The sequence below is a fragment of the Erythrobacter sp. S249 genome, assembly GCF_057364975.1.
Genome location: NZ_CP200287.1, coordinates 2,927,430 through 2,943,707, shown reverse-complemented (window position 1 = coordinate 2,943,707; position 16,278 = coordinate 2,927,430). Strand labels below are relative to the sequence as shown.

Below are 16,278 nucleotides of genomic sequence, written 5' to 3'. Positions count from 1 at the left end.
TCGTCAAGCCAGTGCGATTTTCCTGTCAGGAAAGCCCGCAAGCGCGACCATTCGGCTCATCAAACAATTGTGCGGATGTATCCCATGGTTTGGTAGCGGAGGAGGGACTTGAACCCCCGACACGCGGATTATGATTCCGCTGCTCTAACCAGCTGAGCTACTCCGCCAAACCAAAGTCTGGCTGGTCTCTAGGGTGTTTTCGCCCGGACCGCAGGCGGCGCGTTTAGGCGGGGGCAGAGCCCGGGTCAACACCTGTTTGACACTGTTTGCGCTGGAACTGGTGCTCTATTTAGCGGCGCGGCGCTCTGCGAAAGGCTGCGCGCTTTACAAAAGTCCACGGCCCACCTTCATAGAGGTGCAGTTCCAGCGCAGGAAACGTGAAGCTGCGCGGTTCAATCTCCAACGCTAGGGCCGCTTGCAAAGCGCGCGCCTCCTCTTTCGTGACCTTGTTTTGGATCGTGATGTGCGGGCGCGGCTCGTAAAGATCCTGATCCGTCAGGCTGCCATGGAAATGATCGGCGATCTCTGCGCGAAGGCTGAGCAAATGTGGGCTCTCAAGGGCGATGGCTGTGCCCTTCCCCAAATCCATCACCCCGGTAATGCGCCCTTCGAGCGGCGAATATTCCGCTGCGATGCGCGGCAGGTAGCTTTTCAGCTCCTCCAGCAAAGAAGGTGCAAAGGAATGGAACATCGTGACATGCGCGTGCAAATGATTGCGATGGGCGGGATAATACTTGCGCCGCAATCCTTCGGCCCAAGCAGCGATCTCAGGCGGCAAAGCGGCAGTGACAATGAACGGACGAGCCATGTCCTAAATCGCTTTCAGAGGCGTCGCACTGGGCACACTCAAATGCACCCTGCTGCTACATCTCACCGCGTTCACGGCGGATCGCGTACCATTTCTCAACATTGGCGTTGTGCTCAGCCAAGGTCTCGGCGAACCAATGGCCGCCGGTTCCATCCGCCACCATGAACAGCGCGCTTGTCTGGTCCGGGTTGAGCACGGCAGCGATGCTTTCCCTGCCAGGATTGGTGATCGGCCCGACCGGCAAACCGACGCGGGTGTACGTGTTGTAGCCATTAACCGCCGCAATTTCAGACTGGCGAATGCGCCGGCCCAGCGGCTTGCCCTTGGTAATCGGATAGATGATCGTCGGATCCGCTTGCAGCAGCATCCCTGTCTTGACCCGATTGGAATAGAGCCCAGCGATCTTGCGGCGTTCGGATGCTTTGCCCGTCTCTTTCTCGACGATGGCAGCCAGGATCAGTGCCTCTCGCATGGTATCAACCGCGATATTGGGGCCGCGCTCTGCCCAGGCTTCTGCAAGATACAGGTCCATCGCCGCCTGCATCCGCTCGACAACCTTTTGCCGGCTTTCCCCGCGCTCAAAATCATAGGTGTCTGGCAGGACCGAACCTTCGACCGGGACTTCAATCTCACCGGTCAGCAGCTCTTCAGCCATCAGGCGTTCGTGAACAAGGATCGAAGGCATGCCCTCGGGAATGGTGACGAAGCGCCGGATCACATCCCCGCTTTGAAAGGTCGATAGGATCTGACCCTGCGTCATGCCCGGCGCGAGCATAAATTCGCCAGCTTGGATCGGATCGCTAGAGCCGAACAGGCGCGCGCGCATCACAAACCCTTCGGAAGAGGTGATATGCCCCTCCTCCTCAAGCTTGCGCGCAACCGAGCTGAGCGAAGCGCCAGCCGGAATGATGAAACTGCTTTCGACCTTTACCGTAGCCGAGCCAAGATAAAGGCTGCCCGCATAGGCACCCGCCGCCAGCAATAGCGCGCAAATGAGGCCAGCGATCAGGCCGAGCCGCTTCATCTGCCTCAGTCGACCTTTTGCATGACGAGCGAAGCGTTGGTGCCGCCAAAGCCGAAGCTGTTGTTGAGCACGGCCCGCACGTCGCGCTTACGCGCAGTCAGCGGAACGAGATCGATCCCCTCTGTGCCATCGTCAGGATTGTGAAGATTGAGCGTCGGCGGAACGATGCCGTCACGCATTGCGAGCACGCAGAACACAGCCTCAACTGCGCCTGCACCGCCCAGCAAGTGACCGATGGCTGATTTGGTCGAGCTCATCGAAGCCCCGCCCAGATCATCGCCGAGTACGCGCTTTACAGCAGCAAGCTCAATCGTGTCTGCCATAGTCGATGTGCCATGCGCGTTGACATAGTCGATATCGCCAGCGGACAGTCCCGCCTTCTTAAGCGCCATACGCATAGCCAGCTCTGCGCCCTTGCCCTCTGGATGAGGCGCAGTGACGTGATAGGCGTCGCCAGAAAGGCCGTAACCGGTCACTTCGGCATAGATTTTCGCGCCGCGTGCCTTGGCGTGCTCATATTCTTCAAGGACAACAACGCCCGCGCCCTCACCCATGACAAAGCCTTCGCGGTCTTTGTCGTAAGGACGGCTCGCCTCGGTTGGGCGGTCGTTATAGCTGGTGTTGAGCGCGCGCGCCTGAGCGAAGCCTGCGATGCCCAGCGGGTTCACAGTGCTTTCCGCGCCGCCTGCAAGCATGACGTCGGCATCGTCGAGCATGATCATGCGGGCCGCATCACCAATGGAGTGCGCGCCAGTGGAGCAAGCCGTCACGACAGCGTGATTGGGGCCCATAAAGCCATATTTGATCTGAACTTGACCGGTGACCAGATTGATCAAGCGGCCATGGACAAAGTGCGGGCTGACCCGGCCAGGGCCGCGCTCATGCAGATTGACGCTTTCTTTTTCGATGCCCGGAAGGCCGCCAATCCCGGCGCCAATCGAGCAACCGGTGCGCAACTTCAGCGCATCGTCCATGTCCTCGAGGCCAGCATCTTCAAGCGCCTGACCGGCGGCATCAATGCCGTAAACAATGAACGGATCAACCTGGCGCTGGATCTTGCCATCAACGCGCTTGTCAGGATCAAATCCGTATTCATGATCCTTGCCTTTGACCTCGCAGGCGATCTGACATTTCTGATCGGAAGCATCAAAGCTGGTAATCGGCCCAGCCCCGCTCTTCCCAGCAATCAAGTTCGCCCAAACGGTCTCGACATCTGCCCCCAGAGGCGTGACGAGGCCCAAACCGGTAACGACAACACGGCGCATTGCAGTCCTTTCGAGGCTCTTGGCCTTTCAAATACGCTACAGGCCCACGCCCACTTCGGGGCGCGGGCCTGTGATTTTGGCAAAGCTATGGAATGATCGGCGCGCAATGCGAGCCGTCAGCCTCAGCTGATTAGCCCTTATTGCCTTCGATATATTTGGTCGCATCACCAACAGTGGTGATTTTTTCGGCCGCATCGTCAGGGATTTCGACGCCGAATTCCTCTTCGAAAGCCATAACCAATTCGACGATGTCGAGGCTGTCTGCGCCCAGATCGTCGATGAAGCTCGCATCTTGCGAAACCTTGTCGGCCTCTACGCCGAGGTGTTCGACAACAATTTTCTGCACGCGGTCGGCAGTATCGCTCATAATGTTCCCTCTTAATTTTGGGGTGTAAAACTCGCGTTCGCCCTAATGAACGGCGCGCATGAGTGCAAGGGGGGAAGATTGCCCGTCCCAAGCGGTGATGGATGCATCAATCGAACAGCGCCCGGGTGTCGAGCAATTCAATATCGCTGCGCGCAGCCACGGACCGCGCAATCATATATTTGTGCCAACTTCCAAAAGTTACAAGGGCACGCAACCCTTTGCCGGTGATGGAATCGAGCGCTGAATTGATTAAGTCATTGTGCGCGCGGTTAATTTGCGTCCATCCGCCGGCCCCAAGATCGGCGTCGAAATAGCGCTGATAAGGCGTCTGGGCGCGCTCTACGATGGCGTCATATTCCGCTGTATGAATGAACCTTGGGTCATCGCCGCGGCCGTCTAGCTCGACAGAGTACCGCCTGCGAGCGGCCAAATGCTCAGCCCATTGCTGAGCCCTGGCTGGATCGTTTTCGATTTGCTTAAGCGCCTCGCGGCGATCATCTGCAATCGCCTCTGTCCAGCCTGCCCCGGCAAGAATCTCGAAGTCCATCTCGCGGCTCAGTGGAAAAATGACATCTGTATATTCGGGAAAAACTCTGGTTCGTGGCTCGGCCACCGCGCCTGTTTCAGCAAACCCGGCCTTCGCAGCCTCGAGCCGGTCAGGTGGAATTTCGGTGATAATCACATCTGGCTTTGCCCGGCGCACTGCCTCTCGCAGCACGTCGAGCGAGTATTTTGTGCTGCTGCGATGCCTCGAATGGATCGCGCCGAGCACATGCAGGCGCGTTGTGCTGGATGGCTTAGCCGGACTTGGAGCGCATGCACTCAACGGCAGCGAGCTTGATATCCCAGCGGCCAAAGAGCCAAGAACAGCGGAGCGGCGGGTGAATGTCATAAGCGGTTATTCGTACCGCACACCTGCTCCGTTACAATGCGCACCAGATATAGCGCCTATCCACCTTCAGCTGGTCCAAGACCTTCAGAGCTATCACTCGGTTCTTCGACATCAGCATAGCGCCGATTCAAGATTTCGGTGCGTGCCGCGAGTTGATCTTCTGCGCGCATCCACCCTTCAACGCGGTCTACAGATTCCAGCGCCATCAGTTTTTCAGGCTCAATCGCCAAGGCTCGCTGCAAGGTCTCAAGCGAGAGCGCAAACTCGCCATTGCGCTCGTGGCACATCGCAACATTGAACAGCACGGAGACTTGCTGCGGATTGCTGGTCTCCAGCGCCTTGAAACCATCGCAGGCTGCATCCTCATCGCTCTTTGTCAGTTTAACGGCATTTCTAAATGCCTTGCGATCAGCCTTTTCGAGCCCTTTGCGCCGCTCAAGAATGCGGTACTGCCTCTCGTGGAAGCGCGGCGCGAGAGCTGTTCTCACCCGCCAAGCGAAGCTCGATACGAGCGAATCTGTCATGTCTGGTATCGACGCCTGCGAATTGCTGTTGGTGCACGCCTCTTTGCTGCGCGTCATTTCATCGCGAGCGGCATATAAAATGGCACCATCCTGAGCGATGATCTCGATATCAGGATAGAACGACACCTCGGTCCGGCTACAATCGTAATAGGTCGTCCGATAACGGACGCACTTCTTATCATCGTCCTTCTCAGCGCACTTGCGCTCGCCCTTTGGCTCCAACTCAATAACCGAGGATTGAATGCTGGCGCTGCCTTGGATGATGGCATCCACGGGCGCGCCACCGATGGTTATCACATCAAACCACGGCTCATTTTGAGCGCGCGCCTTTTGCAGAGCATCTTTGAGTTCATAGGCGAGCTGCGCGCCTTTGCTGCCGCTCAGCGTATCGACAGAAATCGTTTCGATCTCGAGCCCAGCATCCGTCGTCGCGGGCATGTGCGCACCCACAGTCAGCGTCTCTGCGTTTGCCGGCGTAGCAACCAATGCCAACCCGGCGCATAGCGCTCCAGCTCGTGCCCATTTTGTGAACGTCATGCCGATTCCCCAATTGCCCTGAGCGTATTCTATCGCGCCCTGCAGATTAGGGAAAGGTGAACCGGTTTTGCCCGCTACAGCTGCGATATATTCGCCGGAGCAAAGACTGGCGGGTCAGCTACTTGCCGCGGGTTTCGCCGCATCGCCTTCCTTCTTCGGCGGCTCAATCACCCGCAGGGACAGCTCGCGCAATTGCGGCAATTCCGCTTTGCTCGGCGCGCCCATCATCAGGTCTTCACCCTTCTGATTCATCGGGAATGCGATCACTTCGCGGATAGCCTCTTCGCCCGCCAGCAGCATTACGATCCGGTCAATGCCCGGCGCAGAGCCACCGTGGGGAGGTGCACCAAGCTTGAACGCTTCGATCATCCCGCCGAACTCGCGGTCAACGTCTTCCTTAGAGTAACCAGCGATCTCAAACGCCTTGTACATGATGTCCGGGCGGTGGTTCCGAATTGCACCGGAGGACAGCTCATAGCCGTTGCAGACAATGTCATATTGCCACGCTTTGATCTCAAGCGGATCCTGATTTTCCAGCGCGTCCATCTCGCCCTGCGGCATGGAAAATGGGTTGTGACTGAAATCGACCTTCTTGGCGTCTTCGTCGTACTCGAACATCGGGAAATCGACGATCCAGCAAAACTTGAAGCAGTTCTCTTCAATCAGACCAAGTTGCTCGCCAACCTGAGTGCGAGCGGCACCTGCTAATTTCGCTGCGTCCTTTTCCTTGCCAGCAGCAAAGAATAGGCCATCGTCTGGGCCAAGGTCGAGCTCGTCATAGAGCTGAGCCATCAGGTCAGGACCGTGGTTCTTGGCAATCGGACCGCCAAACTCGCCGCCCTTGCGGGTGACATAGCCGAGGCCAGCAAAGCCCTCACCGCGCGCCCAATTGTTCATATCGTCGAAGAACTTGCGGCTCTTCCCATTGGTGTTTGGCGCAGGCACCACGCGAACCACGCCGCCGCCGCCCACAATCTTTTCAAACAAGCCAAAGCCGGATTTCTCAAAATGGCTGGTGACATCAGAAATGATCAGCGGGTTGCGCAGATCAGGCTTGTCGCTGCCATATTTCAGCATCGCCTCAGCATATGGAATGCGCGGGAAGTCGCCCGAGGCGGTCACGCTCTTGCCATTGGCAAACTCAGCGAAGACGCCCGCAAGAACCGGCTCCAACGTCTGGAACACATCTTCCTGCGTCACAAAGCTCATTTCAAAGTCGAGCTGGTAGAATTCCAGGCTCCGATCAGCGCGCAGGTCTTCGTCGCGGAAACACGGCGCAATCTGGAAATAACGATCAAAGCCGCTGACCATCAGCATCTGTTTGAACATCTGCGGCGCTTGGGGCAGCGCATAGAAATTGCCCGGATGCATGCGGCTTGGCACCAGGAAGTCGCGCGCGCCCTCTGGTGAGGAAGCCGTCAGGATCGGCGTCTGAAACTCGGTGAACCCCTGGTCGATCATGCGCCCACGGATCGAGGTGATCACCTGGCTGCGGAGCATGATGTTGCGGTGCATGGTTTCACGCCGCAAATCGAGGAAGCGGTATTTGAGGCGAATGTCCTCAGGATATTCCTGTTCACCAGCAACCGGCATCGGCAGTTCTTCCGCCGCACTTTGCACTTCCACCGCACGAGCGAACACTTCGATCGCGCCGGTTGGCAGACCGCTGTTCACTGTCTCTGCCGAACGCGCTTTCACCTCGCCATCAATCGTCACTACGCTTTCCGCGCGCAACGAATCGAGGATCGGCAAGGCAGGCGAATCCTCGTCCGCAACGATTTGCGTGATGCCATAATGATCGCGCAGATCGACGAACAACACGCCGCCATGGTCACGTTTGCGGTGAATCCAGCCAGAAAGGCGAATGGTTTCGCCGACATTGGCTTCACTTAACTGTGCGCAAGTATGGGTACGATAAGCGTGCATGCTAAACTCTTGTCCTGTTCGAGAGTATGGCGCTAAAGGCGCGCCAGCAATGATTGCATGGCGTGGCCTAGTTTAAAGCGCATATCAATATGCGCGCGCTAACAGGGCAAGCGCGGGGCTTTGTCAAGTTTCACGCATGCCAAGCAATCATCAATGGGCTCACGCCCGGAGGCGGTACTCCGCCTGACACACTGAAAAGACAGATATGAAAATACATGATCTGATTACCACGACCGACGCTCTAAGCGACCTTTGCGAGCGTTTGGCGAAATCTGAATTTGTCACCATCGACACCGAATTCATGCGCGAAAATACCTATTGGCCGGAACTGTGCCTGGTGCAGATCGCCAATGAGGAAGAGGCCGCGGCGATTGATCCGCTAGCCGATGGGATTGATCTCACGCCGCTGCTCGATCTGATGTGCGAAAATGACGAAGTGCTCAAAGTCTTCCACGCGGGCGGGCAAGATGTTGAGATCATCGTCAACCTGACCGGTAAGACCCCCTTCCCCATTTTCGATACCCAAATCGCGATGATGGCGATCAGCCAGTCTGAGCAAATCGGCTACGCCAATCTGGTCGATAGCTGGCTGGGCCTGCAAATCGACAAAGGCGCGCGCTTCACTGATTGGAGCCGCCGCCCGCTGACCGACCGGCAGATCGAATACGCCATCGGCGATGTGACGCACCTGTCTGAAATCTTCCCGAAGATGCTCAAGAAATTGATCAAGACGGGGCGCGGGCGCTGGCTCGATGCGGAGATGGAAAAGCTTGCCGATGCGAGCAATTACATCGTCAATCCAGACAATGCCTGGCGCCGCATTCGCCAGCCGGGCCGTAATCCAGCGGTGCTGGGCCGGATGAAGGGTCTAGCCGCTTGGCGCGAAGGCGAAGCGCAGCACAAGAATATTCCGCGCGGCCGGATCATGCGCGATGAGACCTTGGCCGACATCGCCAGCCATCCGCCCAAGAAACAAGCTGATCTCGCCAAAGTGCGCGGGCTGTCCTCCGCCTGGCGTGACAATGATATTGGCAAGCGCCTGATGCGCGTCATCGAAGAGGCCGAGCCGCTGCCCAAGAGCGAGCTTCCCGAGAAGATGAAACGCGGGGCGCCTCTGGGCAAGGAAGGCGCATTGGTCGCCGACCTTCTGAAACTGCTCCTGAAAATCCGGGCGCGCGAGATCGATGTGGCCTCGCGCTTGCTCACCAGAGCCGACGAGATGGAAGCCCTCGCCGCCGGTGTGCGCGACCTCAAAGTGCTGCAAGGCTGGCGCTACGAAGTATTTGGCAAAGATGCGCTGGAACTGGTCGAGGGCAAGCTCGGATTTGCGGTGAAAAATGGCAAGCTCGCCATGACCCACATCGACGATATGCAGGCGAGCATGGAAGAGGCCGCTGCGGCTAGCGATGATGCGGCAGAGGCAGAAGCCGATGCGGAGACGGCAGCGGCCGAATAGAACTTAGCCATGTCCACCTATCTCCCCACCATCAAACAGCTGCAATATCTCGTGTCTTTGCACGAGCATAAGCACTTTGGCCGCGCGGCAGATGCGAGCTATGTTTCGCAATCTACCTTATCGGCGGGCATTCGCGAGCTGGAGTCGCTGCTGGGCGTAACGCTGGTCGAGCGCAGCCGCCGGGTCGTGCGCTTCACTGCGCTGGGCGATCAGGTGGTGGAAAAGGCGCACCGGCTGCTGCGCGAGGCAGAGGAGCTGTCCGACCTCGTCCAAGCTGCCGGAAAGCCGCTGTCCGGTACGCTGCGCATGAGCGTCATCCCGACCATCGCGCCCTTTATGCTGCCGCATATGTTGCCGCGCCTAAAACGCGAGCGGCCTGATCTGAAGCTGCTGCTGCGCGAGGAGACCAGCCAGGATGCGGTGGAATCGCTGCAGCACGGCCGAGTTGACTGCGTGCTGCTAGCCCTGCCCTTTGGCACCGGCGAGGTCGAAGTCGAGCATATCAGCGACGACAAGCTGTTCGTTGCCTTTCCCAAAGATGATCCGCGCGACCCGCCAGACAGCATTCCGCCCAGCATGATTGATGAGGGCCGCCTGCTGCTGCTCGAAGATGGGCATTGCCTGCGCGATCATGCGCTGGCCGCCTGCGCGCGGCCAGAAATGCGCGCCAATGCGGCGATCATTGGCACATCGCTGCACACTCTGGTGCAGATGGTCGACAATGATTTGGGCCTGACGATGCTGCCCCAAATGGCGCTGGACGCGGGAATATTGAACGACACCAAGGTCGTCGCGCGCCCGCTCAAGTCCGCGCAGGCCAGCCGCGAGATTGCCCTGATCTGGCGCAAGAACAGCCCGCGCGCAGATGACTTTAAGCTGCTGGCAGAGGAATTGCGGGCAGGCTAGCTTTCGTCAGGCATCGATTACGCATAACCTAAGCCACTCAATCCATATGTTTGAGGCCGACCCGCAAGTAATCCCAGCCGGTGATGCAGGTTAGCACCGCAGCTGCCCAGAGCGTCGTCAGGCCGATCAAGTGTAGCCAGGTCTGTTCAACCGAGGCGCAGGCATCGCCGGGGACTTGGCATGGCTGTCCGTGCAATGCCCCGCCGCCAATCAGCGCCGCCAAAGCGACCAGCTGAAACGCGGTCTTCCATTTCGCCAATTTGCTGACCGGCATGGAGACCTGAATACCGCCCAGAAACTCGCGCAGGCCAGAGACGGCAATCTCGCGCATCAGAATGATCAGACCAGCAATGACATGGAAATCGCCGACATAGGGCCCGCGCAGATATCCTTGCGCGGTGAGCACAAGGATAACGGTCGCGACCATGATCTTGTCAGCGATGGGATCGAGGAAAATGCCGAGCTTTGACACTGTCCCCTGCGCCCGGGCCAGATAGCCATCGAAGAAATCGGTGATCGCAATCAGCCCGTACAGGACAAAGCCGATCGCATAGCCCAATTGCCATTCCGGCCACCACAAAAAGAAGGCCAGCAATGGCAAAGCCATAATGCGCGACAAAGTGAGAATGTTGGGCAATGTCATCATTGTGAATGCGTCCTTAGCCGCCTTTGCCACAGCGCAAAAGATGAAACAGGCACCTTGTTAACGCCTGCGTATCGTCTATCTCCTGCGTCAGGGGAGCGAACACTTTCATGACCACGACGACGCATCTTTTGCGCCGCAGGCGCTTCCTGCCATTGTTCTGCACTCAGCTGCTGAACGCATTTAATGACAATTTGTATAAGACCGCGATGGTCCTGTTCGTCGTGTACCAAGTGTACAATGACGAAAGCACCGAGGCGATCTTTAGTGCGGTTGCCTCCGGCCTGTTCATTCTGCCGTTTTTCGTGTTGTCCGCGCTCGCAGGACAGCTGGCCGATATGCGCGACAAGGCGGCGATCATACGCACCGTGAAAATGTGCGAGATTGGCCTGATGCTGATTGGTGCGACCGGACTGTTCCTGGCGTGGCGCGGGATCGCGGTCGACAGCTTTGCGATACCGCTGCTGATGTTCGCCCTGTTCCTGACCGGGGTGCAGTCGACATTTTTGGGACCGATCAAATATGCCATCCTGCCGCAGCATTTGAAGAGAGAAGAAGTGTTAGCGGGGACCGGGCTGGTCGAGGCAGGCACTTACATCGCCATTTTGCTGGGCACGATCTTGGCCGGGTGGATCCCGGTCGAATGGGCCGCCGGCGGCATCATAGTGACATCGGTGATCGGCTATATCTCCAGTCGGCAAATCCCCTCCGCACCGCCGCTGGGCAAAGGCGGAGAAAAGCTAGACTGGCACATCATCCGTGCGTCGATCGCGCTCATCAAAAACACAATGCACGATCGCCAGATATTCTACGCGATCCTCTCGATCAGCTTCTTCTGGACGATCGGCGCTGTGCTGTTCATCCAATTCCCGCCGCTCGCCAAGAACACGCTGATGGCTAGCAAAGAAGTCGCCAGCCTGTTCCTGGTGATCTTCTCCATCGGTGTCGCGATCGGTTCGGTGTCGATCAACAAGCTGCTGAAAGGCAAAGTGTCGGCGCGCTATTCGCCCATATCCGTCATTGCGATGGGCGCATTCGTGGTCGCGTTCTATCTGGTGTGCCGGATGTGGCAGGCGGATCAGCCGACAGAACTGCTGAATGTCGCTGAATTCATCGCATGGCCGCTGGCCGCCGTCATTTTGCTATGTCTGCTTGGCATAGCGGTGGCGGGCGGCATGTTCGTGGTGCCGCTCTATGCGTTTCTAACCACTCGCTGCGCACCCGACGAAGCCGCGCGCACGATTGCGGCTAACAACATCGTCAATTCGGGGGCGATGGTGGTTGGGTCGTTGCTGGCCATCGGACTGAGTGCGCTGGGCGTGCCAGTGGTCGAGCAAGTTCTGCTAAGCGCTGGCATGTGCCTCGTCTCTGCCTGGCTCGGCAAACGGCTGCACAAGGCTGAGTTAGAGCACGCCGACGCCGACGCTTAGAGCGCGCGGAGCAGCGTCAATGACTTAAGCGATAAAGGCGATGATCGCCGCAAAGGTCGAGACATAAACCGTCGCAAAACCGCGCACATCATCGCGGGTCAATTGCCATAGGCATTCCGCCGGTGCGGCCAATTCGTCGCTGCGCACATGCGGCGGCAGTGACGCGCGGAACGAATGCTGAGCCGCTTCATCAGTCAGCACCAAAGCGCGGCGGCCGCCGCGTCTTTTCGGTTCTAAGCCAAGCTCTGGCAGATTGCGTTCGATGGCGACTGTTTTGAGACTCGCATATGTCATGGGCCACTTGTTAAGACTTTCTTAACCGTTTTGGCAGGGGTGATTTGTAAACTGTCGCGCTGCGGGACATTAAGTGCTTTTGTTCATTTGGGCCTGTGGAAAATCCCGCCGGATTGCGCGCGTGCAGCACCCCCGCTAAGCGCGGTGAGAGCGCAGTGAATTGCGCCGTAAAGACGGGACGGGAATGATGGAAAAGACTGCTCAAACAGCGGCAAAGTTGCTGGTCGATTGCCTGATCGAACAAGGCACAGACCGGATATTCACCGTTCCGGGAGAGAGTTTTCTCGCCGTGCTCGACGCCTTACATGCGAGCGACAGTGTGGATGTCGTCACTTGCCGGCAAGAAGGCGGTGCAGCTTTCATGGCTTGCGCCGATGGAGCCATGACTGGCCGCCCCGGCATCGGCTTTGTCACGCGCGGCCCCGGCGCGACCAACGCCAGCATCGGCGTTCATGTCGCCCATCAGGATTCGCAGCCAATGATCTTGTTCGTGGGCGATGTCGCGCGCGGCATGAAGGACCGCGAGGGCTTTCAGGAGGTGGATTTCGCCGCCTTTTTCGGTCCGATCTGCAAATGGGCGGCGCGGATTGATGATGCCGCGCGCATTCCAGAATACATTGCGCGCGCTTTTTCGGTGGCGATTTCAGGCAGACCTGGCCCGGTGGTCCTCGCTTTGCCGGAAGACATGCTGTGCGACCTGATGGGCGAAAACCCGCCGCCGCCCCGCCCTGAGGTTACTCGCCCCGCGCAAGCGGTATGCCCGGATGCAATGCAAGCGATGCTGGCAATGATTGGCGATGCGGCGAGCCCGATTGCGATTATCGGCGGTGCCGGTTGGAACGCGAAGGCGCGCGAGCACTTTCAGCAATTCGCTGAGAGCATTGGCCTGCCGGTCGCAACCGCCTTTCGCCGCCAAGACGCTATCTCGCCCAATTCACCAGTCTATGCGGGCAATCTCGGCTACGGTCCGAACCCCAAATTGGTCGAACGGATGAAAGCCGCTGACTTGGTGCTCGCCGTCGGCGCTCGGTTGGGAGAGGCGACAACCGACGGCTACACCTTCCCGACTTTAGAGCATCCCGATCAGACGCTGATCCATGTCCACCCAGACCCCGAAGAATTGGGCCGAGTTTACCGGGCAGACCTCGCGCTATGCTGCGCCGTCGACGAATTTGCCGAGACCGCCGCGCTCTGGGAGGACCACAGCGTCATCCCCTTCGATGCAGGCTCGCAAGCGAACGCGGAATGGCTCGAATGGTCAAGCTACGACCCTGCCGAGCCCTCAGGCCATGCGCTCGATATGGCGGCCTGCGTCGCCTTTATGCGAGAGGCCTATCCCGCCGATACAATCGTCACCAATGGCGCGGGCAATTTCGCTGGATGGTGGCACCGCTATTGGCGCTATGATGGCTATCCGACGCAGCTCGCCCCGACAGCTGGCGCGATGGGATATGGCGTCCCAGCCGGGATCGCTGCGGCCCTGCGGCATATGGACCGGCAAGTGGTCACCGTTGCTGGTGATGGCGATTTCCTGATGAACGGCCAAGAGCTCGCAACCGCAGCTCAGCACGGCGCAAACCTCACCGTCCTGGTGGTCGACAACAGCGCCTATGGCACCATTCGAATGCACCAAGAGCGCGAATACCCCAGCCGCGTTTCAGCCACCAAACTCGCCAACCCAGACTTTGCAGCCTTCGGCGCAGCCTTTGGCGCGTGGAGCGCCCACGTAAGCACAACGGAAGAGTTCAAGTCTGCTCTGACAGAAGCGCGCGAGAAGAGCGGCCTGCGCCTCATCCACATGTCGATTGATATTGAACAACTCGCCGCGAGCGGAGCGAGCATCAGCGGACTGCGCGCGAATGCAGCCGCAAAGGGATAGCGTCTATCCCTCGGCCATATCGCAAATGATCTGCCATTCTTCCGGCGTGATCTGCGCGACAGACAATCGGGACAGCTTCACCAGCTGACATTCGGCGAGCTTGGGCTCGGCCTTGATCTGCTTGAGTGACACCGGGTTTTCAAACTTGCGCTTCGGCTTCACTTTTACCGCCGCCCATTTGCCGGTCTCGTCTGTGGGATCGAGAATATCGGCCACGCTGACGGTGCAAATGCCGACAATCTCCAGCCCTTCTCGTGAATGGTAGAAGAAGCAGTCATCGCCGACCTCCATCGCCTTGAGATTATTCTTCGCCAGGTGATTGCGCACCCCGTCCCAAACGCCCTCTTTCTCTGCGATCAGATCATCCCAGCCGTATTTGAAAGGTTCGGATTTTATCAGCCAGTAATTGGGCACAGGGTCGCTCCACAGTTTAGCGCTGTCAGACGGCTAACGTTCTGCCAATAGAGACGCGCCGCGCCAAGCGCCAAATTGGCCGCGCGCTCGTCTTAACCGGATATTTAATATGTGCCCTCATTACGACCGAGACTGAAATCGCTGGGGGCACAGCCGATTATGGCTGAAGAAAAAACTGAGCAACGGGTAGGAACGGCCGAGCGCGACATTGTGGCGCTGGGAATTGCCACCGCTGCGATCATTATTTTTGTTGGTATCGGCGGCTCTGTAATGGGCGACATCGCCGAGGCGACGTTTGGCGAAGGCAAGGGCCCCGATCCTTTGCTCGTCAACGCCATGCTGCTGAACATTGCGCTGATCATCTTTGGCTGGCGCCGTTACCGCGAACTCCATTCTGAAATCCAACAGCGCCGTGCCGCCGAAGAGCAGGCCCGCAAGCTGTCCGAAATTGATCCCCTCACCGGCTGCCTCAACCGCCGTTCCATGGCGAAAGCAACCGAAGAACTGCGCAACGGGCCAAACCGGCATGGCCAGGCTCTGGCCTACGTCATGATTGACCTCGACAACTTTAAGCAGGTTAATGACATGAACGGCCATGCGATCGGCGACAAATTGCTGATCGAACTGGCTTCGCGGCTCAAAGAAAAACTTCCCAAAGACGCTCTGCTGGCGCGCCTTGGCGGCGACGAATTCGCCTTCGTCATGCCCTATGATGGCAAGCACCCGGAACGCATTGATGAGCAGGTGATCCGCCTGTTTGAAACCGCAACAGCCATGTATCAAGTCGATGACATGGCGGTTGAGCTAACCATGTCGATTGGCATTGCCACCGACCATGACGAACAAGGTTTCAACCCGCTGGTAAGCGACGCGCAAACTCTGATGCATCACGCCGATATCGCGATGTATCACGCCAAGAACCAAGGCAAGAACCGCTATTATTGGTTTGAGCCAACGATGGAAAATGAGCTGCGTTTCCGCAACGAACTCGAAACGGGCATTCGCCGCGGCCTTGCGGTTGGTGAGTTTGTGCCATTCTATGAGCAGCAAATTGACCTGGAAAGCGGCGATCTGGTCGGCTTCGAAATGCTGGCCCGTTGGCAGTCGCCTCAGCTGGGCCTCGTCAGCCCGGACATCTTTATTCCGATTGCCGAAGACATTGGGGTGATCGGCGACTTGTCCGAGAAGCTGATGGTTGAGGCCTTTGCCGATGCCCGCGATTGGGACCCAGATCTGACCCTGTCAGTGAACATCTCGCCAATCCAAATGCGCGATCCATGGTTTGCGCAAAAACTTCTGAAGCTGCTGGTCGAGCACAATTTCCCAGCGCACCGGCTTGAGATTGAAATCACCGAGAGCTGCTTGCACGACAATGTCGGCATGGTCCGTTCTATGATTGCCAGCCTGCGCAACCAAGGCGTCAAGGTCAGCCTCGACGACTTTGGCACGGGCTATTCCAGCCTTGAACAGCTGCGCTCGCTGCCGTTTGACCGGCTCAAGATCGATCGCAGCTTCATCAGCGAGCTGCGCAATCCCGATGCGAGTTCCAAGATCGTTGATGCGATTGTCTCGCTCGGCAATGGTCTGGACATGCCGATCACTGCCGAGGGCATCGAAGATGAGAACATCCTCGACCTGCTCAAAACGATGGGCCGCCTGAAAGGCCAAGGCTATCTCTATGGCCGCCCAGAAACCGCCGAAGAGGTACGCCTGCGCTTGAAAGCCGCGGGACGCTTGGTCGAGCAACCAGACGCAGCTCCTGCATCGCAGGACAGCGCCACCGAAAGCACAGTCGATCCCGAGAACCTCAGGCGCGTTGCCGAATAAGGCCGCACTCCTGAGGCGCCAGCATCGCCTGCGCACAGACAAACACTGACGCAAAACTGGACGTAGCGCCTGTGCGTGCATAAATG

At 58.2% G+C, this 16,278-nt stretch carries 15 protein-coding genes and 1 tRNA gene; 5 read left to right on the top strand and 11 right to left on the bottom strand.

The genetic code is table 11. The features are described 5' to 3' along the window. Positions 1–90 precede the first annotated feature (90 nt). The 8 genes from AC0V6V_RS13965 to aspS all read right to left on the bottom strand — a co-directional run bounded on the left by AC0V6V_RS13965 (position 91) and on the right by aspS (position 7,343). A tRNA-Met gene (locus tag AC0V6V_RS13965) sits at positions 91–167 on the bottom strand. 122 nt (positions 168–289) lie between these two features. Further along, positions 290–808, bottom strand: coding sequence for a 2'-5' RNA ligase family protein (locus AC0V6V_RS13960; protein WP_486165922.1), 519 nt, complete (start codon positions 806–808; stop codon positions 290–292). Between the two features lie 55 nt (positions 809–863). Beyond that, complete coding sequence (gene mltG / locus AC0V6V_RS13955) at positions 864–1,832, bottom strand: endolytic transglycosylase MltG (RefSeq protein ID WP_486165921.1); 969 nt, start codon at positions 1,830–1,832, stop codon at positions 864–866. Positions 1,833–1,837: 5 nt separating this feature from the next. Further along, the gene (fabF, locus tag AC0V6V_RS13950; RefSeq protein WP_472644819.1) at positions 1,838–3,097 is read right to left on the bottom strand and encodes a beta-ketoacyl-ACP synthase II; all 1,260 of its coding nucleotides are present in this window, start codon (positions 3,095–3,097) and stop codon (positions 1,838–1,840) included. Between the two features lie 130 nt (positions 3,098–3,227). Next, entirely contained in the window at positions 3,228–3,464 is a 237-nt protein-coding gene (locus AC0V6V_RS13945; protein ID WP_472639148.1) for an acyl carrier protein, read from the bottom strand. 106 nt (positions 3,465–3,570) lie between these two features. Continuing rightward, positions 3,571–4,356 carry a hypothetical protein gene (locus tag AC0V6V_RS13940; protein WP_486165920.1) on the bottom strand — a complete coding sequence of 262 codons (786 nt, stop codon included), beginning with the start codon at positions 4,354–4,356 and terminating at the stop codon, positions 3,571–3,573. A 56-nt stretch (positions 4,357–4,412) separates the two neighbouring features. Continuing rightward, positions 4,413–5,417 carry a tetratricopeptide repeat protein gene (locus AC0V6V_RS13935; protein WP_486165919.1) on the bottom strand — a complete coding sequence of 335 codons (1,005 nt, stop codon included), beginning with the start codon at positions 5,415–5,417 and terminating at the stop codon, positions 4,413–4,415. 114 nt (positions 5,418–5,531) lie between these two features. After that, complete coding sequence (aspS, locus tag AC0V6V_RS13930) at positions 5,532–7,343, bottom strand: aspartate--tRNA ligase (RefSeq protein ID WP_486166383.1); 1,812 nt, start codon at positions 7,341–7,343, stop codon at positions 5,532–5,534. Positions 7,344–7,548: 205 nt separating this feature from the next. Here aspS and rnd point away from each other — a divergent pair, with 205 nt between their 5' ends. Next, the gene (rnd, locus tag AC0V6V_RS13925; protein ID WP_486165918.1) at positions 7,549–8,799 is read left to right on the top strand and encodes a ribonuclease D; all 1,251 of its coding nucleotides are present in this window, start codon (positions 7,549–7,551) and stop codon (positions 8,797–8,799) included. Between the two features lie 9 nt (positions 8,800–8,808). Further along, positions 8,809–9,705, top strand: coding sequence for a LysR substrate-binding domain-containing protein (locus AC0V6V_RS13920; RefSeq protein ID WP_486165917.1), 897 nt, complete (start codon positions 8,809–8,811; stop codon positions 9,703–9,705). Positions 9,706–9,742: 37 nt separating this feature from the next. Here the strand turns inward: AC0V6V_RS13920 and pgsA are convergent, their stop codons facing one another. Further along, positions 9,743–10,351: a CDP-diacylglycerol--glycerol-3-phosphate 3-phosphatidyltransferase gene (gene pgsA, locus AC0V6V_RS13915; protein WP_486136843.1), complete on the bottom strand. Its 609-nt coding sequence runs from the start codon at positions 10,349–10,351 to the stop codon at positions 9,743–9,745. 107 nt (positions 10,352–10,458) lie between these two features. Between pgsA and AC0V6V_RS13910 the strand changes: the two genes are divergently transcribed. Next, positions 10,459–11,778 (top strand): MFS transporter, encoded by a 1,320-nt coding sequence (locus AC0V6V_RS13910; protein WP_486165916.1) that lies wholly within the window; start codon positions 10,459–10,461, stop codon positions 11,776–11,778. Positions 11,779–11,802: 24 nt separating this feature from the next. Here AC0V6V_RS13910 and AC0V6V_RS13905 read toward each other — a convergent pair whose 3' ends face one another. Continuing rightward, positions 11,803–12,072 (bottom strand): hypothetical protein, encoded by a 270-nt coding sequence (locus AC0V6V_RS13905; RefSeq protein WP_486136846.1) that lies wholly within the window; start codon positions 12,070–12,072, stop codon positions 11,803–11,805. Between the two features lie 187 nt (positions 12,073–12,259). Between AC0V6V_RS13905 and AC0V6V_RS13900 the strand changes: the two genes are divergently transcribed. Next, positions 12,260–13,951, top strand: a complete 1,692-nt coding sequence (locus AC0V6V_RS13900; protein ID WP_486165915.1) for a thiamine pyrophosphate-binding protein — start codon at positions 12,260–12,262, stop codon at positions 13,949–13,951. Positions 13,952–13,954: 3 nt separating this feature from the next. Here AC0V6V_RS13900 and AC0V6V_RS13895 read toward each other — a convergent pair whose 3' ends face one another. Next, positions 13,955–14,365 (bottom strand): EVE domain-containing protein, encoded by a 411-nt coding sequence (locus AC0V6V_RS13895; protein ID WP_486165914.1) that lies wholly within the window; start codon positions 14,363–14,365, stop codon positions 13,955–13,957. 159 nt (positions 14,366–14,524) lie between these two features. Between AC0V6V_RS13895 and AC0V6V_RS13890 the strand changes: the two genes are divergently transcribed. After that, entirely contained in the window at positions 14,525–16,192 is a 1,668-nt protein-coding gene (locus tag AC0V6V_RS13890; RefSeq protein ID WP_486165913.1) for a putative bifunctional diguanylate cyclase/phosphodiesterase, read from the top strand. Positions 16,193–16,278 lie beyond the last annotated feature (86 nt).